At 65.7% G+C, this 21,203-nt stretch carries 19 protein-coding genes and 4 tRNA genes; 12 read left to right on the top strand and 11 right to left on the bottom strand.

From position 1 onward, the window contains the following. Positions 1-9: 9 nt before the first annotated feature. From ITJ61_RS02700 to ITJ61_RS02670, 7 genes are all read right to left on the bottom strand, one after another. On the bottom strand, positions 10-1,464 hold the full coding sequence (locus tag ITJ61_RS02700; RefSeq protein ID WP_194685361.1) for an FAD-dependent oxidoreductase: 1,455 nt from the start codon (positions 1,462-1,464) through the stop codon (positions 10-12). Then, the gene (locus tag ITJ61_RS02695; RefSeq protein ID WP_194685360.1) at positions 1,461-2,504 is read right to left on the bottom strand and encodes a ketoacyl-ACP synthase III family protein; all 1,044 of its coding nucleotides are present in this window, start codon (positions 2,502-2,504) and stop codon (positions 1,461-1,463) included. The genes ITJ61_RS02700 and ITJ61_RS02695 overlap by 4 nt, the downstream gene beginning before the upstream one ends. Next, a complete protein-coding gene (locus ITJ61_RS02690; RefSeq protein WP_194685359.1) occupies positions 2,501-3,406 on the bottom strand; it encodes an AfsA-related hotdog domain-containing protein in 906 nt (301 codons plus the stop codon). Before ITJ61_RS02690 ends, ITJ61_RS02695 begins: the two co-directional genes overlap by 4 nt. Before the next feature lie 62 nt (positions 3,407-3,468). Continuing rightward, positions 3,469-4,419, bottom strand: a complete 951-nt coding sequence (locus tag ITJ61_RS02685; RefSeq protein ID WP_104331275.1) for an aldo/keto reductase — start codon at positions 4,417-4,419, stop codon at positions 3,469-3,471. Between the two features lie 36 nt (positions 4,420-4,455). Further along, positions 4,456-5,040 (bottom strand): 4'-phosphopantetheinyl transferase family protein, encoded by a 585-nt coding sequence (locus ITJ61_RS20460; RefSeq protein WP_104331274.1) that lies wholly within the window; start codon positions 5,038-5,040, stop codon positions 4,456-4,458. Positions 5,041-5,088: 48 nt separating this feature from the next. After that, entirely contained in the window at positions 5,089-6,531 is a 1,443-nt protein-coding gene (locus tag ITJ61_RS02675; RefSeq protein WP_104331273.1) for an MFS transporter, read from the bottom strand. Positions 6,532-7,386: 855 nt separating this feature from the next. Then, positions 7,387-7,459, bottom strand: a tRNA-Val gene (locus ITJ61_RS02670). A 308-nt stretch (positions 7,460-7,767) separates the two neighbouring features. Here ITJ61_RS02670 and ITJ61_RS02665 point away from each other — a divergent pair. From ITJ61_RS02665 to ITJ61_RS02650, 4 genes are all read left to right on the top strand, one after another. Next, positions 7,768-7,839: transfer RNA gene (locus ITJ61_RS02665), tRNA-Gly, on the top strand. A 64-nt stretch (positions 7,840-7,903) separates the two neighbouring features. Further along, positions 7,904-7,974, top strand: a tRNA-Cys gene (locus ITJ61_RS02660). 6 nt (positions 7,975-7,980) lie between these two features. Further along, positions 7,981-8,055: transfer RNA gene (locus ITJ61_RS02655), tRNA-Val, on the top strand. A 76-nt stretch (positions 8,056-8,131) separates the two neighbouring features. Next, the gene (locus ITJ61_RS02650; protein WP_194685358.1) at positions 8,132-9,049 is read left to right on the top strand and encodes a methyltransferase domain-containing protein; all 918 of its coding nucleotides are present in this window, start codon (positions 8,132-8,134) and stop codon (positions 9,047-9,049) included. 88 nt (positions 9,050-9,137) lie between these two features. Here the strand turns inward: ITJ61_RS02650 and ITJ61_RS02645 are convergent, their stop codons facing one another. The 4 genes from ITJ61_RS02645 to ITJ61_RS02630 form a co-directional block, all read right to left on the bottom strand. Further along, the gene (locus ITJ61_RS02645) at positions 9,138-9,767 is read right to left on the bottom strand and encodes an NUDIX hydrolase (RefSeq protein ID WP_104341025.1); all 630 of its coding nucleotides are present in this window, start codon (positions 9,765-9,767) and stop codon (positions 9,138-9,140) included. Continuing rightward, positions 9,764-11,245, bottom strand: coding sequence for a nicotinate phosphoribosyltransferase (locus ITJ61_RS02640; RefSeq protein ID WP_194685357.1), 1,482 nt, complete (start codon positions 11,243-11,245; stop codon positions 9,764-9,766). The genes ITJ61_RS02645 and ITJ61_RS02640 overlap by 4 nt, the downstream gene beginning before the upstream one ends. Before the next feature lie 51 nt (positions 11,246-11,296). Next, on the bottom strand, positions 11,297-12,139 hold the full coding sequence (locus ITJ61_RS02635; protein WP_194685356.1) for a phosphoribosyltransferase family protein: 843 nt from the start codon (positions 12,137-12,139) through the stop codon (positions 11,297-11,299). Between the two features lie 115 nt (positions 12,140-12,254). Further along, a complete protein-coding gene (locus tag ITJ61_RS02630; RefSeq protein WP_258063165.1) occupies positions 12,255-13,334 on the bottom strand; it encodes a fatty acid desaturase family protein in 1,080 nt (359 codons plus the stop codon). 241 nt (positions 13,335-13,575) lie between these two features. Between ITJ61_RS02630 and ITJ61_RS02625 the strand changes: the two genes are divergently transcribed. The 8 genes from ITJ61_RS02625 (at position 13,576) to ruvC (ending at position 21,200) form a co-directional block, all read left to right on the top strand. Next, positions 13,576-13,992, top strand: coding sequence for a hypothetical protein (locus tag ITJ61_RS02625; RefSeq protein ID WP_104308677.1), 417 nt, complete (start codon positions 13,576-13,578; stop codon positions 13,990-13,992). A 200-nt stretch (positions 13,993-14,192) separates the two neighbouring features. Further along, positions 14,193-16,115, top strand: coding sequence for a threonine--tRNA ligase (gene thrS, locus ITJ61_RS02620; RefSeq protein ID WP_104242059.1), 1,923 nt, complete (start codon positions 14,193-14,195; stop codon positions 16,113-16,115). Then, positions 16,112-16,684, top strand: coding sequence for an HIT family protein (locus tag ITJ61_RS02615; protein WP_104241301.1), 573 nt, complete (start codon positions 16,112-16,114; stop codon positions 16,682-16,684). Before thrS ends, ITJ61_RS02615 begins: the two co-directional genes overlap by 4 nt. 118 nt (positions 16,685-16,802) lie before the next feature. Continuing rightward, positions 16,803-17,720, top strand: coding sequence for a pyridoxal 5'-phosphate synthase lyase subunit PdxS (gene pdxS, locus ITJ61_RS02610; protein WP_104241300.1), 918 nt, complete (start codon positions 16,803-16,805; stop codon positions 17,718-17,720). 7 nt (positions 17,721-17,727) lie between these two features. Then, positions 17,728-18,324, top strand: coding sequence for a pyridoxal 5'-phosphate synthase glutaminase subunit PdxT (gene pdxT / locus ITJ61_RS02605; RefSeq protein ID WP_194685355.1), 597 nt, complete (start codon positions 17,728-17,730; stop codon positions 18,322-18,324). 46 nt (positions 18,325-18,370) lie between these two features. After that, positions 18,371-19,675, top strand: coding sequence for a M18 family aminopeptidase (locus tag ITJ61_RS02600; RefSeq protein ID WP_194685354.1), 1,305 nt, complete (start codon positions 18,371-18,373; stop codon positions 19,673-19,675). 128 nt (positions 19,676-19,803) lie between these two features. Continuing rightward, entirely contained in the window at positions 19,804-20,568 is a 765-nt protein-coding gene (locus ITJ61_RS02595; protein ID WP_194685353.1) for a YebC/PmpR family DNA-binding transcriptional regulator, read from the top strand. Between the two features lie 5 nt (positions 20,569-20,573). Next, the gene (gene ruvC, locus ITJ61_RS02590) at positions 20,574-21,200 is read left to right on the top strand and encodes a crossover junction endodeoxyribonuclease RuvC (protein WP_194685352.1); all 627 of its coding nucleotides are present in this window, start codon (positions 20,574-20,576) and stop codon (positions 21,198-21,200) included. Positions 21,201-21,203: the final 3 nt, after the last annotated feature.

Here is a 21,203-nt window from a genome sequence, read left to right as displayed (position 1 = left end):
CTCGGCTTTCTAGTGCTGTCGTTGAGAGGTTTGGACGTGCCCGTCAGGGCGAACAATGAACGTGCGTGGAGCGCTGCCGAGGCGGCGCGCGAGGTGAGGAGCAATGTCGCTCGCGTAGATGGTCGAATCCCGGCCAGCGGGCTCCGGAACCGTTGACGGCCTCGTGCTCTTCCGCCCGGCCCAACGAACGCGTCCGCCCGTCAATGGGTCGATGTGAGGCAATCCAGATATGGCAGAAGACTGAGCGGTTGGCGCGGAGGGAAAACGTCGTCCCGCGAGTGGGGCTGCTTGCGGCGATGGGTAGTTCGACTCCAGCTGTGCCATCGATCCTGCGATGTGCCGTCTGAAGCGAGTGACGTGGGCGCCTAAGGTGAAGTAGGCCCGGGCACCCAGCCTCTTGACCGGCACTCCCGTCAGGCCGAGTTGAGTCATTCGAGCACTTGTTCGCGCGCTCCTCAGGTAGTCGGGAAGCCGCTCGATCTGGTAGCTGTCAAGGATTGACTCGTCAGCGCGTCCATGCACGATCTGCGCGAGCTTCCAGGCGAGGTTGGCTGCATCCTGCAGGCCCGTATTCATTCCCTGCCCGCCCGCGGGACTCAGAGTGTGAGCCGCGTCGCCGACCAGGAAGATGCGACCTCGGCGGAACTCTTCAGCGTGGCCGAACTGCACGTTGAACACGGAAGACCAGGTGAACGCCTCGAGCGGCTCCATGTTCCCTGCTCGTTCGCGCAGGACGGCTTCGAAGTCTCCACGAAGAGGCGCACCTTCGGTTTCCGGCGCCACGCCCATTGCCACACGGAAGCGCGACCCTCCGAAAGGAACCAGTCCCACCGCACCGCGAGGCCCGTAGTAGTAGGCCACGTCGGAGTCGCTGAGGTTCGCGCTGATCTCGGCGTCCGTGACAGCGAAGCGGATCGGAGGGCCCGTCGAGATCTTGCGACTATCCATCCAACTGCGTATCTCGCTTTTGGCGCCGTCTGCCGCGACGAGCCAACGTGACGACATCGCCATAATGTAGCCCCCCGGACGACTGCACTGCACTGTCACCCGATCGTCGTCCTGAGTCACGCCGACGACTGTCACGCCGCGTTCCACGGTCACGCCCAATTCGAGCGCTCGGTCCTCAAGGATTCGTTCCGTCGTTGTCTGGGCGAGTCCGATTCCGAATCGGAAGGCGGTGGCGTCGAGGGTGTCGAACGAGAAGGCCGCGAATTGGCGACGAGGCGTGTTGAGCGTGACGCGCTGCAGCGGCTGACCGGCCCTGATGATGAGGTCGTCGACACCAAGACGCGCGAGGAGTTCAAGCTGCCGAGGCCAGATCGTCGTGGCTTTGGTGTGATGCGTTTGCTCCGTGCGGCGCTCGAGTACTGTCACGTCGAGGCCGCGCAGAGCGAGGTCAATCGCCGTGGCTAGCCCTACGGGACCGGCACCTACAACGATGACTGTTCGCAGTTCGGCCGTCATTGAAGAGCCTCCACGGCAGCAATGGTCAGGGTGAAGCCGGCCCCCGCGCTCAGGAATAGCGTGATCTCGCCGGGGTCTCCCAGCGACTCCGGTTCCGCGAGATTGGCGATCGTGTCCCCGGCTCCAAGATGACCTGTTTCGGAAACCAAATGGTGGACCTCGAACCCGAGCTCGTTCTCGAGCACCGGTCGGTAGGAGGCATCAATCGTGTCGGCTCCAACGCGTGGTACGAAGACGCGTCGAATTCGGGCATCTCCCTGGGGAACTCCGATTGCCTCGTGCACTCGCGGAACAAGCGCACGGAGTGCGCGGCTGAACCCGATAGTGAGCGCATCTCGACCGTGCGATTCCAGGTAGGCCTTCTTGTGCGGTTTCACGAGGTGGCGCTGAGGCTCAGACAGGGGTGAACCTGCCAGTCGTCCCTGCGGTCGGTGCATGCTCTCAAGCTCCGAAAGCGACTGCGTCTCGGTGGCCAGGAGTTTGCGTGTCGGGCGATTGCTGGCCGTGTCGATGTTGCTCAGGATCGCGGCCGTGGCCCCATCCCCGTACATCACGCCGTAGTCGCCCTCCCAACGGTCGAACGCCGCCGAGGGGAACCGATCAGCAGTGCTCACCAGGACCCGGGTTCCGGGGCGCGATGTCGCGAGGTGGCGCTGTGCAAGGTCGAGGGCAGTGCCGGCACCGTTACACATCGTCATGAGGCCGATGGGTGTGGCGTGCTTCGCGCCGATAGCTTCGGCGATGAAGTGCGCGGGCGACCAGAAGGTCGCGCCTTGAAAGAACGTGGAGGCGTAGAAGATCGCCTCCAATTCGTCCGCTGAAACCGCGCTGTCGAGGAGCGCACTCTTGGCTGCCTGGACTGCCATTTCGGGTGCAGACAGGTCATGCTCGACAGGAAGCTGCGCGACGCCCGACCTTGCGGCGGTCGCTCCGAGCACGGTTCCGTTGGCGACCGCCTCTGCGGTTCGCTCGAAGGATGATGGCAGGTAGCTCCTCGCGCTCTCGATAAAGACTGGCTTGAGGACGGATCCGGATCTCACGCGGCTTCCTCCGCGGAGAGCTGCAGATCAAACCTTCCGAGTGCGATACCTCGTGCATCCTGAATTTCGCCGAAGAGTCGGCTTCGCGTTGCCACGCCGTCCTGCGCCGACTCCCCAACGATTCGTCCCGCGTCGTCGTTCTCAAGGAAGTTGTAGAACATGCACGCCCCGGAGACAGGGCGCGCCAAAGCGCCGAAACTGTACTGTGCCGCCTGGCGGACAGCTTCGAGAATGACCATGCCGGGAACATGGTCCTGTGCGTGATCGAACATGCTTGGGTTGGAGAACTGCGGTTGAATCTGGCAGACGAGTTCGCGATGGCTAGGCCGAGACGGATCAGCGATTACGACATTGATCGGATGCCGTCGACCGACGGATTGTGGTGTGACACCGACCGTTGGCGCCGAGATGAGTGCACCCTCAGCATCCCCACCTCGCTGAGTCCGTCCCCCGCGGAGGACCGAGTAGACCGGATCCGTCAAGAAGCTCGTCTCGAACTTCACACGTCCGACGAGATTCGAGCCGTTGTAGAGCTCCGAGGTGAATACGGCGGTCTGAGGAATTCCGCGTCGTTCTCGAATGACTTCGATCTGGGTGTTCGCGACGATGGACCTGCGCGCGTCGAGTCCGTCGTAGCGGAGGGTCCGCAGGTCGAATGCGAGCTCGTTCAGCACGAACTTCGTGCTGGTGGGTAGGGCGAGTGCAGTGTGCGCGATGCACGAGCAGCTCTGTCGAACGATCTCGATGAGCGCCAGAGGGTCGACGTACATCGTGGGCTCGTGGTGATCATTGAAGTAGAGGTTGCTCCGTGGAACCTGCCCCACGGTGCTCCAGACATCTCCTGCCTCGGAGACGCTGCCGAGAAGGAAGATCTCCCCAATGCTCGTTCGGTGTGTCAGCATGGCGGATGCGCTCTGGTCGAGCGGCGAGAGACGCTCCGGCTCAGGCGTGAGTGCCTCGAGAGTCAACTGCGGCCTCCGATAGCTGCTGGAAGCGCGTCCAGCTTGGACATCCATTCGGGAGTGAGCGCGAGTCGCTCCGCGCCGAGGTTTTCGAGGAGATACTCGATTCGCTGGGTGCCCGGGATAGCCGTTACGTGGGAACCCTGCGCGAGCACCCAGGCGAGTGCGACCTGGGCTGGGGTGGAGTGCGAGTCCGCGGCGCAAGCGCGGACAATCTCGACGAGCTCAATGTTTGCTGCCATGCTGTGCGCCTGGTATCTCGGGTGGTTGAGGCGCCAGTCACCCTCCGGGAGGTCCTCAGGAGACGACAGGGCGCCCGTGAGGAAGCCTCGTCCGAGTGGGGAGAACGCGATGAAGGCAATCCCGTTCTCCTCGCAGTAGGGGAGAACTTCGTCGAGCGCGTCTCGACTCCAGAGGGATAGCTCGGACTGCACGGACGCGACGGGGTAAATGCTCTGCGCGCGTTCGATCTCCCGGACGCTTACTTCGGACAGGCCGATGCTGGCGGTCAGCCCACGTTCAACGAGGGTGGCCATGGCTTCCCAGCTGCGCTCGATTGGGACCGCCGGATCAACGCGATGGAGCTGATAGAGGTCGACCTGGTGCGTCCGGAGTCGCAGCAGGCTCGCTTCGAGCGCAGCGGAGAGATGTTCGGGTCGCCCGTCCCGGCTTGTCTTTCCGTGCTCGTCGACGACAAGGCCACCTTTTGTGGCGATCGAGACTCGGTTGCGGAGAGTCTCAAGGGCCTCGCCGACGAGGGCTTCGTTTGTGAACGGTCCGTACTGGTCGGAGGTGTCGAAGAAGTCGACTCCGCGAGCGACTGCCTCTCGCAGGAATTCCAGTTTCTTCGCGTGTTCGATGCTGGGGTCCTCGTAGGCCCAGCTCAGTCCCATGCATCCGAGACCTATCCGACGGGCGGCTGTCGAGGATTCTGAGCTCAGGTCGTTTGGCATTGCAAATGGTCCTTTCGAAGTGGGCAAGATTGTTGGCTAGGGAGGGAGGACACGGCCGAGTGCGATGTTTAAAACGGCACGGCCCGCGATATAGCTGGTGTGAGTCGCCGAGATCCCGGGAGCAGACGACCGCGATGGAGGCCACACTGTCCACTCGCGAAACACGCTTGCTACCCCGTGCCCGCGAGCTTTGGAGATGGCTTCTTTCAGCGACCAGATCGTGAGCAGTACGTCCTCATGCTCCCGGGCGTGACAGCTGCCCAGCAGCTCTAGTTCGACGGAGCTGCAGAACACCCGGGCATGAAGGCCGAGACTCATCGGCCGGAGCCGAGTTCGCTCAATGTCCACGCCCACTGGGCAGGCGCCGAGCGTGGCGGCCCACAGTCCTGGAGCGCGACTCCAACTCACATGCAACTCGGTTGAGGAAGTCAGTCGCGGGGCTCCGGATGGCAAGCGGCTGATCGAGTGCGAGCCGACCGAGAGCGGCTCCACAAGATTCGCGATCTGAAGGGCCGCGTGGACTGGGGCACTCTTCGTCGAAGACTGCCCCCAGAGCGTGACCACCCCATGCGCCGCCCAAGCGGCCAGGATCGCGGTGTCAGACGTGCCTGAAACGCCCATCGGACCCCCGAGGGTCGTGGTAGAGCGCGACGACTCCACGCGGGTCACTTACGCTTGGGGCCGCTCGCGGCGCGCGAAGCCAACCAACAGGCTGAGAGCGACCAACACAGAAATGACCGCGTTCACGCCAATCGCGCCGCTGAGCGCTGTCGCTGACGTCTCCGCGGAGCTGGTGCGCTCGGCCGCCGCGATGAGCGCGACCACGGCAGCCAGCACTGGCGTGCCCAGCGCGATCGCAACCTGTTGGCTCGTCGAGGTCAATCCCGTCGCCAGGCCTTGTTCGGTATCTGGCAGGCCCGACGTAGCCGTCACCGTGTAGCCGATGATGCTTGAGATGTGGCCGAGACTCGAAATGGCAAGCCCCGCGCAGATGAGCGAGATCGACCCAGCGTGGTCGCCGGCGATCGCTACGAGCGCGGTTCCAACTCCCTGGACGACGAGCGCTCCGATGAGGACGCGCACCTGCCCGAAACGTCCGATCAGCTTCGGCACGAAGAGGGCACCGACGACCGCGACGATACCAATGATCGCGATCACAGCTCCCGTGAAGACAGGATTGAGACCAAGTACGAGCTGCAGATAGAGAGTCGTGAGGTAGGTGAAGGAGGACATCATGGCGAAGGTCGTGAGGCCCGCAAGGTTGCCGAGACGGACGTTCTTGCGTCTCAGGACCGACAACGGAATGAGGGGATGCGAGCCACGAAGCTCCACCACGACGAAGACCGCGATGAGCGCCAAGCCTGCAGCAAGAGCACCAAGAACCTGCGCATCCTCGAAGCCATGCTCGCCGGCTCGAGAGACCCCGTAGACGAACGCAGACAGGCCCAGGGTGATCGTGATGGCACCCGGGAAGTCGAGTTTCGGCTTCACAGTCGGTCGCGACTCAGCGAAGAGAACCGGGGCCACGAAGAGGACGAACAACGCAACAGGAACGTTGATCCAGAACGCGGCCCGCCAGGACACTCCAGCCGTGAGCACGCCGCCGAGCAGGGCACCTGTCGCGAATCCCGCCGAAAGGAGAGCTCCGTTGATGCCCAGGGCCTTCGCGCGCATTGGGCCCTCAGGGAACGTTGTGGTGAGGAGGGCGAGTGCCGTCGGCGCGGCAGCTGCCGTCGCGATTCCCTGAAGTACGCGAGCGAACAGGAGCACCCAGGGCTCGGCAGCGATTGCCCCGAGGCCTGAACCAAGTGCGAGCAGGGCCATCGACGCCAGGAACACGCTGCGGCGTCCAACAAGATCCCCGAGGCGTCCGAAGAACAGGCCGAGGCCTGCTGCCGGGAGCGCGAAAGCGGTGATGACCCACTGCAGGTTGTTCAGCGTGAAACCGAGATCACGCTGGATATCGGGAAGTGCGACGTTCAAGACCGAGAAATCCACGGCGAGCATGAACGTTGCGCTCATCAGGACGGCGAGCTTCCAGCGATCGCGGACGGACATTCTCACCGCGTCTGGCTCGTGGAGCCGCGGCACAGATTCAGAGGAAACGGTCATCAAATACTCCTTGGATGTGTACGCTGATTCGTCACAGTACACGAACAAGAGACAGAACCTTGACATTCAACAGGTCATCGATGCTCGACTCGCTTGAGTGAGCCCCACCAGGCCCAAGGAATAGTCCGGCCGCGACCTGGCCAGCCGAGGAAACCGCCTCGAGGCTCAGGTCGTTGAGATCGCGTTCAGCCAAGGTGCGACGCAGTTCCGCCCTACGCAGGCTCGAGGGTGTCGGCGACACACCGTGCGAGAGCGGTCCAGCCCTGTGGGCCACCGTGTCGCCGCTCTCCTGCCGCATCCGCCCCAGCAAGCACGTCTGCGGTGAGGGCGCGGTTGCGATTTGGGCGGAGGGTCTGGATCTTGGTGGGTTCGACGTCTGCCGCGTCCGGTCGGAGGTTCGAACCCACACAACCGCTTCTCGAACTCGAAAGGGGGTCTGCTCGGTGTGAGTACTGGAGTTCGAATCGGCCGTGCCGCGTTCCGCACCCTCGAGCGTGCTCTCGCCGCGCCCGCGCAGCTGGACTGCCCTCTCGGTGGCTTCGGTCAAGAACGTCTAGACAGAAGCGCGGACCCCTGACTCGAAGAACCGAATCTGTTCGCCCATCTTGAGCAGATTCTTCGGGCTCTTCCTTTCTGAGTTGAAGTGGGAGAGCGTGTCCTTTGGGGGCCGTTGGGTTCAGCCAGGTCCTCCATTGAGGAGAGACAGCCGAGGGGCTCGCCTGAGGAGAGGCGGCCGAGGGGCTCGCCAGCCCCGAGTGCGAGCGGCTGTGGGGAAACGGTGGCCTTGCGGCTGCATGTAGCAAAACCCCCGACCCAGAAAGAGCGAATGTCTTCCCGGCCGGGGGTTTCTCGCGGTGGGTGATGCGGGACTCGAACCCACGACCTCTTCCGTGTGAAGGAAGCGCGCTACCAACTGCGCCAATCACCCGCGACGAGGACTAATCATGCCACAGATTCGGGCTGTGGATGATCACCACGTGCGCAAGGGGGTTTCGTGTCGCCACTCCCGCAGGCTCTGACCCGCACGGCAAGCTCGTGACGCCTCACGACGACGTTCGCCCCGTCGTGCAGGCAGTGCGAGAGTGGGCATCGCTCTGTGTTCGCGATCGCGACCTGCCGCTCTGACCAGGTCTTTCCTCGAATTACACCGGTGGATTTTGTATCGCGGCCCGAGTTCCTATAGAGTCATTCTCGCGCTGGTCAAGCCGGAACGGAAGTTCCCGAGACAAGCGCGATGCGGATGTGGCGCAGTGGTAGCGCATCACCTTGCCAAGGTGAGGGTCGCGAGTTCGAATCTCGTCATCCGCTCGAGTGTGACTCAGTCTGGTGGTAAACGCCAGAAGGAGTTTGCACGGGTTTCAACCCACAACACGGTGACGTGGCCGAGAGGCGAGGCAGCGGCCTGCAAAGCCGTCCACACGGGTTCGAATCCCGTCGTCACCTCGCAATGGGCGATTGGCGCAGCGGTAGCGCGCTTCCCTGACACGGAAGAGGTCACTGGTTCGATCCCAGTATCGCCCACCATTGAGGAGAAGGCCCCTGAGAAATCAGGGGCCTTCTTCGTGTCTCGTCGAAGTCCTGATCGGAAGGCGTGAGGCCCGTGACGAATCCCCAACACGCAGAGACTCGGGTGCTCTCGGCGGCCGGCACCAGCACTGCCCGCCCCGAACTCGAGGAACGCTACTTCCGCCGCATGGCTGCCGCCGTTGACGAGAAAACTCAGCTCACGGACTGGCTGCGCGGCGGTCGGGTCCTCGACATCGGTGCCGGGGGAGGAGAGCTCGCGGCGAGAATCGCAGTGCTCCCTGACATCGAAGAGACCATCGCACTCGACGACTCCGCCGATGCGATCGCGCATCTCGAGCAGATGCCCGGCATCACGGTGCGCTCAGGCTCCGCGGACCAGCTGGAGGTGCTCGGCCTGCGTGACCTGGACGGCATCGTGATGAGCTCGGTCCTGCACGAGATCGCGTCGTACGGCCCGAACGGGCCGGAGAACGGGCGTCAGGCCGTCATGGCGAACCTCACGATCATCGCGAAGGCGCTCAGCCCGGGCGGAGTCCTCGTCATCCGTGACTTCGTGACACCCGCTCGACCGGATCGCCTGACGACGCTCGTCACCCCCGGCCACGATGGCGACGAACTCCTCAGCGCCTACTTGAAGCGCGTTCCGCTCCCCGAGCTGAGGCGCCTCGAGAGCCTCGGCCAGCACCGCTTCGTCGGCTCAGCTCGCGTGGTGGCTGAGGCGCTGCTGACCGTGAACTGGGGCGCCGAGTCGTTGCCGCGCGAGACACAGGAGCAGTACTGTCAGTTCGAGCTGGACGAGCTCGTCGACGCCGTCGAAGCGCTTGGTGCCGGACTGCGGCTGGTGCACCGGGAGGCCTGGGCGCAGCCGGGGTACCGACAGCACCTGGCCGCCTGGTCCGTGCTCGAGCAGGACGGCACCCCGTGGTTCCCGGAGACGAAAGCCATCTGGGTCTTCGAGAAGGCGATCTCGCCGCTCTCGACACGCGCCTGATCGTGACCACGGTGGTTCAGTCCGCGTGAAGCGAGCCGGGTGGCGGTCATCGCTTCGTCCCCGACTGCCCCTCGAGTGCGGCCGAACCTCAGTCCTTCCACTCCCAGACCGTCGTCCGACCTCGGATCTTCACCCCAGTGGTGTCAGTGGTGACACGCACGACCCCCGTCCCCTCCAGCCACCGGCGGAAGTTCGGTCGGTCGAAGGGCTCAGCATCGAGCGCCGCCCCGAGCGCCAGAGCCATCCCCGACGTGAACTTCTCGCCGAGCAGGGCTCGGGTGACGGCCCAGTCCCGCCAGACGACCTCACCGAGGCGCACACGAGCCGCCTCGACGATCTGCGCGTGGTCGAAGGGGAGGTGGGGCACGCTGTCGAGCGGATGCCAGCGCAGTTGCCCGTCGCGCGCCTCGGCGCGCAGGAAGACGAGGCTGGCGAGCGAGATCGTGGCGCTGCGTGGGTCGCGCATCGTGCCGTCGAACCAGCCGAGCTGGCGCGTCAGTCGCACATCATCGTCCGGTATCCCAGCCTTCGTCCGCATCGCACGCAGCACGGGGCCAGCCCCGTGCTCCCCGGACAGCAGCAGGACGCCGGGGATGGCCTCCACCCCGGCGTGCGGCGCGTTCTCGCGCACCGCGACGCCGAACTCCAGCCGCTCGTCGCGATAGCGCACAGCGAGTGCATCCATCGCGACGAGCGGCTGGTCGTAGGACTCGGTCAACGCAGCACCGTCTGCTTCGCGAGCACCGCCCGAACCTCCGGGAACGTCTGCCGCCGCACGAAGGCGCCGTCCTCCCAGATGGGCTGCAGCAGGGACTCCGCCTCCTCGGCAGGCGTGGCCCGCTCGATCAGGCGCATGCGGCCGTCGGCGTCCGTCACCACCGCCAGGCGGCCCGTCGCGCTCTTCTTCGTTCCGCTGTCCGTCACAGGGTCCTTCCGGATGTCGACGCCGCGACCATCGACCTGGATCCACGTCGCCTTGATCGCCGACATGAACGTGTCCCTGGTCTGGTACTGGTACCCGAAGCTTCCCATGCCGAAGACGACGTTGCCAGAAGCGAAGCCCTTCGCGGCCAGCCGCTCGGTGATCAGCACCGCCCGCTCGCGGGTGATGGAGTCACCGTAGATGGCCCCGATGTGTGGGTCGAGCTCTTTGTAGCCGGCCTCGTTCACGGTTCCGCCGAACGTGTCCCAGAGTAGTTCGATGACGCCCTTCCGCTCAGCCGCGCCAGCGTCTGGGTCTCCCTCCTCCACTCCACAGAGGATGTCGACGGGGTTCCCGGAGTCTGGCCGGATGACCAGCTTCCCATCCCGAGCGAGCACCTCTTCTCGGAGCGCCGGCAGGTACTCGGTGAGCACTCGCCAGAGATCGAAGGTGTCGGAGACGACGGAGACGATGCCGCTCGGGTAGAGGCCGAGCAGCCCCTCGAAGAGCTCACGCTCGCCGACCGTCGCGATACCCGCGCACATGACCGAGTGCTCCGTGGCTGGCACGCTGCCGGCGACGAACGCTCCGCCGTAGTGACGCTCGATCCAGTCGATGGAGACGAGTGAGTCGGTGCCTGTGAAGCTGAGCAGGTGCGCGGCGCCGCTCATCGCGGCGGTCTCGTTGGAGGACATCCCTCGGTAGGAGAAGTCGTGCCCCTGCCAGTCGACAGCAGCCAGGGGCGTCCCTGTTCTCCTCGCCGCGGTCTCGAGCGTCTCGCGCATCGCCTTGGCGATCGTCGCGGTCGTCGATGCCTGCCAGATCTCCGCGCTCAGCACCGTCTCGATGTAGTTGGTGAGCCAGAAGAAGTCGGGGTGCGTGTTCTCGATCGTGAAGCTCGGAACGCGGAGCGGCACTGCTGTGCCCTCCGGGACGGCACAGAACCGCAGGGGGAGGAAGCCGAGGCGGTGCAGCGCGCGGATGTGGGCGCTGCCGATCGTGTTCGGCCCGAGGATGCTCGCGAGACGAGCCTCGTAGGCCTGGCAGACCTGATCCTCGTCGGCCTCGAAGAAGACGCGGAAGCTGTCCGCGTATCGCTCGAGGAACGCCTGGAGTCCGAAGTGCACGACCGCGCCGATGTCCGGGATGCGGGAACCGCGGTTGGTGTAGTTGGAGTAGACGCCGGTGACGTCGCCGGCCAGGCCGTACTGCTGGAGGTGGCCGAGCTTGTAGGCATCGGTCTGGAAGAGGGGAGCAACAGGTGTGTAGTCCATGGTCTTTCCTTTCGGGGGAGCTTGTAGCGTCGAGGTCGCGTCTGCCGCGACTCAGTACTCGACGTAGGGGGCGAGGATGTTCCGGATCGAGAGCACCTTGGTCGCGACGCCCTCGCGTGCGGAGCCGGGGTGCGAGTCGGTGGTGATGATCTCGCCGAAGTGCTGTCTGAGGGCGGGGGCGTCGCCCGAGAAAACCCCGTGGCTCACGAAGAGCGTCAGGCGCTCCTTGGGCAGTCCAGTGGCCTCTGCCAAGCCCCTGAAGGTGCCGCCTCCGTCGCAGATGTCGTCGACCACGAGGAGGCGCCCGTGGCGGGGGAGAGCCTCGCAGCTGAAGCCGGAGAGCTTCCCGGTCTCGAAGTCACGGTGCTTCTCGGCGCGGAAGAGCGGGAGGTGCAGTGCGGACGCAGCGGCCTGTGCTCGGCCGACGGCACCTGCATCCGGTGCGATGACGCCGACGTAGTCGTGCGCGGATCCGACGCGTCCGATCGTCGCTCGCCGCACGTAGGGCGCCGAGCCGACGATCTTGACGTTGTCGATCAGGCCGGGAGCGACCGAGGAGTGGGGGTCGAAGACGATCACCTGATCGAGCCCGAAGCTGTTGATCAGCTCGGCGTAGACCTTCGCCCCGAAGGGGACGCCCCGGTCGGCACGAGCCGCCGGGAGATAGGGGAGGACCGCGACTGCCCGCTGTCCGAGCCGACGCGCGTAGTCGGCCCAGAGCCCAAGGGTGATGAGGTCGCTCGGATCGGCGCCCGTGACGGTCGCGTAGGCGGGCTTCTCTTCGAGATCCGCGGGGACGACGAGGGTTATCTCGCCTCCGGGAAATCGCAGGACTCGGATGGCGCTTGTGGCCTTCCAGCCGGAAGGCATCTGTGCTTGGAAGTGGATGCTCATGCTTCGACCGTACCAGCTATTCGTAGATTTACGAATAGCTCTCTCCGGGAGACGCAGGCAACACGCAGAAAGGCCCACCCGGATGAACCGGGTGGGCCTTTGCGCACGCGTCAGATCAGACGCGGCGGAACTGATTGACCAGCGGGCAGTCGAAGGGGTCGCGAGCCTGGAGGCCGACCCTGTTGAGGTAGTCGATCACGATGCCGTACGACTTGATGAGCGTCGTCTCGGTGTACGGGACCTCGAGGTTCTGGCAGTGCTCGCGAATGATCTCGCGAGCCCTGGCGAGGTGCGGGCGCGGCATGCTCGGGAAGAGGTGGTGCTCGACCTGGTAGTTGAGGCCGCCCATGAGCGCGCTCGCCCACCAGCCGCCGCTCACGTTCCGCGAGGTGAGGACCTGCTTGCTGAAGAAGTCCATCTTCACGTCGGCCGGGATGATCGGCATGCCCTTGTGGTTCGGGGCGAACGATGCGCCCATGTAGACGCCGAAGACGGCCATCTGCACGGCGATGAAGGCGAACGCCATGCCGAGGGGGAGCAGCCAGAAGATGGCTCCGAGGTAGATCGCGAAGCGGACCGTGATCATCGTGAACTCGATCCAGCGTCCCTTGATGGGCTGGCGAGTGAAGAGCGACTTGATCGAGCGGAAATGCAGGTTGTAGCCCTCGAAGGTGAGCAGCGGGAAGAACAGGTAGCCCTGCTTCCGCGTGATCAGTGCGAGGAGGCCGGTCTGCTTCCGAGCGTCCTCCTCCGTGAAGGAGATCGTGTCGAAGTCGATGTCAGGGTCTTTGCCCATCTTGTTCGGGTTCACGTGGTGCTTCGTGTGCTTCGTCATCCACCAGCTGTAGCTCATGCCGACGACACCAGCAGCGAGGAAACGACCGAGGCGGTCGTTGCCCGGGCCGGACTCGAGCACCTGTCGGTGCGACGCCTCGTGGGCGATGAAGGCGAACTGCGTGAAGATGACGCCGAGGGCGGCAGCGATGAGCAGCTGGAACCAGCTGTCGCCGAGCAGGATGAACCCGGTGATGGCTCCGCCCAGTGCGAGGAGGAGACCAGCGGCCAGCATCCCGTAGAACCAGCGAGTGCGCTTGAGGAGGCCCATCTCGCGGATGACCTTCGACACGGCGCTGTAGCTCTGCGTGACGGATTTCGCTCCCGGGGTGCGGGGCTTGGTGGTACGGATCCGGCCGATGCCCTGGGGGAGCGCAGAAGATGAAGTCGTAATGTGAGGATCCCCTCGGTCGGCAACCTTTGGTTGTTTCGTTCGCCAAAGGCAGTGCGCCGATCGCTGACTTCAGGCTAGCGGGAGGAGCTGCCTTGTTGGCTGTGTATCTGTGCGAGTCGTCACCCAGCGTCTTCACACGCGATGTATCGCGATTGCGCGTATCTTGATGCAATCACGGATCGCGCCGGTCGGCGCACTTGGAGGAATCATGGCTTCGACGGGCAGCGGCGCAGGCGACACCACGGGTTCAGCGAGGGGTGAGCGGATGCGGGAGTCCGCGAACTCTGGCGCGCGCGTCCAGGCCGTCCACACGGGCCTGAAGAAGGTCGTGACCGGGCGAGAGAGCGTCATCAAGAATCAGGCGGTGAAGCTCGCCGAGAAGCTCGACGTCAAGACCGAGGGCCGACACCACCAGAAGATCCGCCTGGCGCTCCTGGCCCTGAACAGCCTGGTCGACACGCTCGGCAAGGATGGCAAGGCCGAGTCGGAAGCCAAGGCCTCAGCCGGCGCCGGTGACGCGAAGTCGGCAAGCGGAGGCCCCCGTCCCTCGGCGACACCCTCCGATTCTGACGCGCCCGAGGACATCGGCACGTTCACGCCCCGCGAGGGACGTCGGAAGAACTAGGCGTCCCGCTCCTCAGGGAGCGGGTTCCGTGCGCCGTGCGGAGGCAGTCGCGCGATAAAGTGGTCGCTTGTTCATGCCTAACGAGAAGGAGCATCGTGACCAGCGATCCCGTTGACCTCGAGACCGAAACCCGCCCGCACGAGAACGGCGGCGCGACGACCACCGGATTCGAGCTCTTCACAGACCGCTCCGTCGTCGCGATGAAGCTCGACGGTGTGCTCGTCGACCTCGCCACCGTGGTGCCGGACGGGGCGATCGCGGAACCGGTGACGATCGACAGCGCCGACGGACTCAGCATCCTCCGCCACTCGGCCGCGCACGTCATCGCGCAGGCCGTGCAGAAGATCAACCCGGATGCGCGGCTCGGCATCGGACCGCCCATCACCGACGGCTTCTACTACGACTTCGACGTCGAGACCCCGTTCACGCCGGAAGACCTCAAGGCCATCGAGAAGGAAGCCCAGCGCATCCAGCGACAGGGGCAGCGCTTCGTGCGTCGGGTCGTGACCGACGATGAGGCACGGGCCGAACTCGCCGACGAGCCCTACAAGCTCGAGCTGATCGGACTCAAGGGCAGCGGCGCCAACGCCGACAACGAGTCGGTCGAGGTGGGCGCTGGTGAGCTCACTATCTACGACAACGTCGACGCGAAGACGGGAGAGGTCTACTGGAAGGACCTCTGCCGGGGGCCACACATCCCCTCGACCCGGATGCTCAGCAATGGCTTCTCGATCCTTCGCTCTGCGGCCGCCTACTGGCGCGGGTCCGAGAAGAACCCGCAGCTCCAGCGCATCTACGGAACGGCCTGGCCGACGAAGGACGAGCTGCGGGCCTACAAGGAGCGCATCGAGGAGGCCATGAAGCGCGACCACCGTCGCCTAGGCCGCGAGCTCGACCTGTTCAGCTTCCCGGACGAGCTCGGATCCGGGCTGCCGGTGTTCCATCCCAGGGGCGGGATCATCAAGCTCGAGATGGAAGAGCACTCGCGAAAGCGCCACGTGCAGGAGGGGTACAGCTTCGTCTCGACCCCGCACATCACGAAGGGGCGTCTCTACGAGATCTCCGGGCACCTCGACTGGTACCGAGACGGCATGTATCCGCCGATGCGCATCGACGAGGAAGTGGACGAGGCGGGCAACGTCACCAAGCAGGGCCAGGACTACTACCTGAAGCCCATGAACTGCCCGATGCACAACCTGATCTACAACCAGGGCGCGCACTCCTACCGTGAGCTGCCACTGCGGATGTTCGAGTTCGGCACGGTCTACCGCATGGAGAAGTCCGGCGTCGTGCACGGCCTGACCCGCGCACGCGGCTTCACCCAGGACGATGCCCACATCTACTGCACGCGCGACCAGATGCGGGACGAGCTGACCCGCACCCTCAAGTTCGTGCTCTCGCTGCTCAAGGACTACGGCCTCGACGACTTCTACCTCGAGCTGTCGACGAAGAACCCCGAGAAGTTCGTCGGCGACGACGCAACGTGGGAGGAGGCGACGCGCACGCTCGAGGAGGTCGCCACCGAGTCCGGTCTCGACCTGGTCCCCGATCCGGGCGGAGCCGCGTTCTACGGTCCGAAGATCTCCGTGCAGGCGCGCGACGCGATCGGCCGCACCTGGCAGATGTCGACCATCCAGCTCGACTTCAACCTGCCAGAGCTCTTCGACATGGAGTACGCGGCTCCGGATGGCACGCGCCAGCGTCCCGTCATGATCCACCGCGCCCTCTTCGGCTCGATCGAGCGCTTCTTCGGCGTGCTCGTCGAGCACTACGCCGGTGCCTTCCCAGTCTGGCTGTCGCCCGTGCAACTCGTCGCCATCCCGGTTGCGGAGCAGTACGGCGACTACCTCCAGGGCATTGTCGACGAGCTGCGATCCCACGGCGTGCGAGCCGAGCTCGACGCGTCCGACGATCGCATGCCGAAGAAGATCCGCAACCACACCAAGGCGAAGGTGCCGTTCCAGCTCATCGCCGGCGAGGACGACCGCGCCGCGAAGACGGTCTCCTTCCGCTTCCGCGATGGAACCCAGCGCAACGGCGTTCCGATCGAGGACGCGATCCGCCTCGTCCGCGGCGCCGTCGACGAGCACCTGCTCGTGAACACGGCAGAAGACCTGGCATGAGCGCGCTCGGGTTCCCCGAAGGCGAGCTCGACGGCCTCGACATCGAGCGCTCGGCTGACTTCGCCGGGGTGCCCGACTCCTTCCAGCGGCTCTGGACACCGCACCGGATGGCGTACATCCAGGATGGTCAGGACCCCGCACAGGATGCCTGCCCGTTCTGCGTCGGGCCCACGATGGACGACGAGAAGTCGCTCATCGTGGCCCGGGGCGAGCACGCGTTCGTGGTCATGAACCTCTATCCGTACAACTCCGGTCACCTCCTCGTGTGCCCGTACCGGCACGTGGCGATGTACGACGAGGCCTCCGAGGCCGAGGTGCTCGAGATCGCGCATCTGACGCAGACCGCGATGCGTGTGCTCCGCGCCGTCTCGAACGTCGACGGCTTCAACATCGGGATGAACCAGGGTCGTCTGGCCGGAGCTGGCATCGCCGGGCACCTGCATCAGCACATCGTGCCTCGCTGGCAGTTCGACGCCAACTTCTTCCCGATCATCGCGAAGACGAAGGCGTTCCCATCGCTGCTCGGCGAGACCCGCCAGGCCCTCGCCGACGCCTGGCCGAAGGCCTGATCGACCGCGATTTCATTGGGCATTCGCCCAATCAAGCCGGGACGCACGCGCGTCTACACTTGAGCCAATTCACCTCCGAACCGCCATGCACTCTCTGCACGCGGAAAGTAAGGACATCATGAGCGAAAGCACTGCCCCCCTCGTCGCCGCCGACGGGACCGTAGGCTCCAACCGGGTCAAGCGCGGCCTCGCGGAGATGCTCAAGGGCGGCGTGATCATGGACGTCGTCACCGCGGAGCAGGCGCGCATCGCCGAAGATGCCGGCGCTGTCGCCGTCATGGCCCTCGAGCGCGTCCCGGCCGACATCCGCGCGCAGGGCGGCGTCGCCCGTATGAGCGACCCCGACCTCATCGAGAGCATCATCGCCGAGGTCTCCATCCCCGTCATGGCGAAGGCTCGCATCGGGCACTTCGTCGAGGCGCAGGTGCTGCAGGCGCTCGACGTCGACTACATCGACGAGTCCGAGGTGCTGAGCCCCGCCGACTACGTCAACCACATCGACAAGTGGCAGTTCACGACGCCGTTCGTCTGCGGCGCCACGAACCTCGGTGAGGCGCTGCGACGCATCAACGAGGGCGCCGCCATGATCCGCTCGAAGGGCGAGGCCGGCACGGGCGACGTATCGGAGGCGACCAAGCACATCCGCAAGATCCGCGGGGAGGTCGCCGCCCTCACGTCCATGACCCGCGACGAACTCTACGTCGCCGCGAAGGAGCTCCAGGCTCCATACGAACTCGTGCGCGAGATCGCCGAGACCGGCAAGCTGCCCGTCGTGCTCTTCACCGCGGGTGGCGTCGCGACCCCGGCCGACGCCGCGATGATGATGCAGCTCGGCGCAGACGGTGTCTTCGTCGGCTCCGGCATCTTCAAGTCGGGCAACCCGGCCCAGCGCGCGGCCGCCATCGTGAAGGCGACCACCGCGTTCGACGACCCTGCCGTGATCGCTGCCGCATCGCGCGGACTCGGCGAAGCCATGGTCGGCATCAACGTCTCCGACCTCGCAGCCCCGCACCGTCTCGCTGAGCGCGGCTGGTAGCGAGGCGTTGGCGACTCCCGTAGTCGGCGTCCTCGCCCTGCAGGGCGACGTCCGTGAGCACCAGCAGGTGCTCACGGACCTCGGCGCCGAGGTGGTGCTCGTGCGGACCCAGGCGCAGCTCGAGGCAGTCTCGGGGCTCGTGATCCCCGGAGGCGAATCGAGTGTCATCGACAAGCTGTCTCGGATCTTCGACATCGCCCAGCCCATCCAGGATCGAATCGCAGCAGGGATGCCGGTCTTCGGCACGTGCGCCGGCCTGATCATGCTCGCCGACACCGTCGTCGACGCGATCAGGGGCCAGCAGAGCTTCGGCGGCCTCGAGGTGTCGGTGCGACGGAACGCCTTCGGCTCGCAGAACCAGTCGTTCGAGACGCAGATCGAGGTTCCGGAGCTGGGCGAGCCGGCCGTTCACGCCACCTTCATCCGCGGCCCCGTCGTGGATGCCGTCGGGAGCCGTGCCCGCGTCATGGCGGCGCTGCCGGACGGTCGAGTAGTCGCCGTCGCGCAGGGCAACCTCCTCGGGACGTCGTTCCACCCCGAGATGAACGGCGAGACCCGGTTCCACAGGTACTTCCTCGACCGGGTCGCCGAGCACGCCGGCTGAACGACGCCACGCACCGACCGATTCGACAGAGAACCAGGAGCAGAACATGGCGAGACGCCGTCCGAGCAAGGCAGCCAGGAGCAAGCAGGTCAGCGATTCCCTCGCGGCCTTCATCCGTGATGCCCCCTCCTCCTATCACGCGGCAGCTGAGGTCGCACGGCGGCTCGAGGATGCCGGCTTCACGTCACTCGACGAGCGCGATGAGTGGCCGCAGGAGGCCGGCGGCTACGTCGTCGTCCGCGACGGAGCGGTCATCGCGTGGCGAGTGCCGGAGTCCACGTCGCCGATCACGCCGTTCGCGATCGTCGGAGCGCACACCGACTCGCCTGGGTTCAAGCTCAAGCCGAACCCGGAGTCGACATCGAAGGGCTGGCAGCGCCTCGAGGTCGAGGTCTACGGCGGGCCACTGCTGAACTCCTGGCTCGACCGCGAGCTGCGCGTCGCGGGCCGTCTCGCCCTCGCTGACGGCACCACCGTGCTCGCCGCCTCAGGACCCATCGCGCGCATCCCGCAGCTCGCGATCCATCTCGACCGTGGCGTCAACGAGCGCGGACTCGTCCTCGACCCGCAGCGCCACACCCACCCCGTCCTCGGTCTCGAGGCGGCGGGAGGCGTCGTGGCGGCGCTAGCATCCGACGCCGGGGTCGACCCGGATTCGATCACGGGCTTCGACCTCTTCCTCGCAGATGCCCAGGACGCCCAGCTCTTCGGACACGGCGAGGCGCTGTTCGCCGGGGCTCGCCTCGACAACCTCGTCAGCGTCCACGCCGCGACGACGGCACTCGTCGAGACCGTGCCGAGTGGCGTGATCCCCGTCATCGCGGCCTTCGACCACGAAGAGGTGGGTTCCGCGAGCCGTTCAGGCGCGGCCGGCCCGTTCCTCGGCGACGTGCTCGCTCGCATCCAGGAGGGCCTCGGCGCAGGTCCCGCCCAGCAGCGGCGAGCGCTGGCCGCCTCGTGGCTCGTCTCGAGCGACCTGGGCCACAGCGTGCACCCGAACTACCCGGAGAAGCACGACGACGAGACCCGGCCCATCGCGGGCCGAGGGACCCTGCTCAAGCTGAACGCGAACCAGCGCTACGCCACAGATGCGCGCGGGAGCGCACTCTGGACCGGCGTCTGCCAGAACGCCGGCGTGGCCGTGCAGGCCTTCGTGTCGAGCAACTCGCTGCCGTGCGGTTCGACGATCGGCCCGATCGCGTCCACCGAGCTCGGCATCTCGACCGTCGACGTCGGCATCCCCATCCTCTCCATGCACTCGGCCCGCGAGCTGGCCGCGATCGCCGACATCGAGGCCCTCGAACGCGCACTTGCTGTGTTCCTCGCGGGTGCTTGGCCGGAGCACGCGTAAACTAGACGAAGAGACCGCTCGCCGACGGCGACCAGTGGCGTCCACTTCTCGGGCCACGGTGTCAGCGTGCATACGAACAGCAGCAGGCGCCCACCGCAGGTGAGACGCGCTAGAACAACGGAGAACAGATGTCCGGACACTCCAAGTGGGCGACGACCAAGCACAAGAAGGCCATCATCGACTCGCGTCGCGCGAAGTCGTTCGCCAAGCTCATCAAGAACATCGAGGTCGCGGCGAAGATCGGCGGCGCCGACATCGCTGGCAACCCCACGCTTGCTGACGCCATCCAGAAGGCGAAGAAGACCAGCGTCCCGATCGACAACATCAACCGGGCCGTCAAGCGCGGCGCGGGCCTCACGGGCGAGTCGATCGACTACACCACGATCATGTACGAGGGATACGGCCCCGGTGGCATCGCGCTGCTCATCGAGTGCCTCACCGACAACAAGAACCGCGCGGCGGCCGAGGTGCGGACGGCAATGAGCCGCAACGGCGGCAACATGGCGGACCCGGGCTCAGTTGCGTTCAACTTCGAGCGCAAGGGCGTCATCGTCGTCCCCCACGAGGAGACCCCCACCGAGGACGACGTGCTCGAGGTCGTCCTCGACGCCGGCGCCGAGGAGGTCATCGACCACGGGCACGTGTTCGAGATCCGCACGGATGCCAGCGAGATGGTCGGCGCACGCACGGCCCTGCAGGCCGCTGGCATCGACTACGACTCCGCCGACGCCGAGTTCGTGCCGAACGTCAAGGTCGAGGCCGACGCCGACACCGCTCGCAAGGTGTTCCGCCTCATCGACGCACTCGAGGACAGCGACGACGTGCAGAACATCTTCACGAACATCGACGTCTCCGCCGAGGTGCAGCAGCAGCTCTCCGAAGACGACGAGTAGTCCGAGTGCCGCGGCGAATCCTGGGCATCGACCCCGGCCTCACGCGCTGCGGCCTCGGCATCGTCGACGCGCACGGCCGACAGCGTGTCGAGTTCGTGCACGTCTCGGTGGTCACATCAGCTCCCGGAGATGAGCTGCAGCGGCGCCTCCGACTCCTCGCAGACGGCATCGAGGCCGTGCTCGACGAGTTCAAGCCGGATGCCATCGCCCTGGAGCGCGTCTTCGCCCAGCAGAACCTCCCGAGCGTCATGGGGGTCGCCCAGATCTCTGGAGTGATCCTCGTCGCGGCGGAACGTCGGGGCATCGCCGCTGTCCTGCACACCCCGTCGGAGGTCAAGGCCGCCGTCACCGGCTACGGCTCAGCCGAGAAGAAGCAGGTCGGCACGATGGTGCAGCGCATCCTCCGACTCGACGACATCCCCAAGCCGGCCGACGCCGCCGACGCGTTGGCGCTCGCCATCTGCTCGGCTTGGAAATCCCCGCTCGACGCCCTCAAGCCCGCGAGGGGCCAGACGCCAGCGCAGCGAGCCGTCGCGTCAGCCGGGCGGCCTGCGGACGCGCCGACAACCGCGCAGAGCGCGTGGCTCGCCGCCGAGCGTGCCGCGAAATCCCGCGGCCGCCGCGTACGGTAGACC

Source organism: Pseudoclavibacter sp. VKM Ac-2888, from assembly GCF_015351285.1.
GTDB lineage: Bacteria > Actinomycetota > Actinomycetes > Actinomycetales > Microbacteriaceae > Pseudoclavibacter.
This window is presented reverse-complemented; position numbering and strand designations above follow the sequence as displayed.

Coding starts and splice junctions, on each gene's coding strand:
- ITJ61_RS02700 (WP_194685361.1), bottom strand. CDS start 1,464: ATGACGGCCGAACTGCGAACAGTCATCGTTGTAGGTGCCGGTCCCGTA.
- ITJ61_RS02690 (WP_194685359.1), bottom strand. CDS start 3,406: ATGCTGACACACCGAACGAGCATTGGGGAGATCTTCCTTCTCGGCAGC.
- ITJ61_RS02685 (WP_104331275.1), bottom strand. CDS start 4,419: ATGCCAAACGACCTGAGCTCAGAATCCTCGACAGCCGCCCGTCGGATA.
- ITJ61_RS20460 (WP_104331274.1), bottom strand. CDS start 5,040: ATGGGCGTTTCAGGCACGTCTGACACCGCGATCCTGGCCGCTTGGGCG.
- ITJ61_RS02675 (WP_104331273.1), bottom strand. CDS start 6,531: ATGACCGTTTCCTCTGAATCTGTGCCGCGGCTCCACGAGCCAGACGCG.
- ITJ61_RS02640 (WP_194685357.1), bottom strand. CDS start 11,245: ATGGACTACACACCTGTTGCTCCCCTCTTCCAGACCGATGCCTACAAG.
- ITJ61_RS02635 (WP_194685356.1), bottom strand. CDS start 12,139: ATGAGCATCCACTTCCAAGCACAGATGCCTTCCGGCTGGAAGGCCACA.
- ITJ61_RS02625 (WP_104308677.1), top strand. CDS start 13,576: ATGGCTTCGACGGGCAGCGGCGCAGGCGACACCACGGGTTCAGCGAGG.
- thrS (WP_104242059.1), top strand. CDS start 14,193: ATGAAGCTCGACGGTGTGCTCGTCGACCTCGCCACCGTGGTGCCGGAC.
- ITJ61_RS02615 (WP_104241301.1), top strand. CDS start 16,112: ATGAGCGCGCTCGGGTTCCCCGAAGGCGAGCTCGACGGCCTCGACATC.
- pdxS (WP_104241300.1), top strand. CDS start 16,803: ATGAGCGAAAGCACTGCCCCCCTCGTCGCCGCCGACGGGACCGTAGGC.
- ITJ61_RS02600 (WP_194685354.1), top strand. CDS start 18,371: ATGGCGAGACGCCGTCCGAGCAAGGCAGCCAGGAGCAAGCAGGTCAGC.
- ITJ61_RS02595 (WP_194685353.1), top strand. CDS start 19,804: ATGTCCGGACACTCCAAGTGGGCGACGACCAAGCACAAGAAGGCCATC.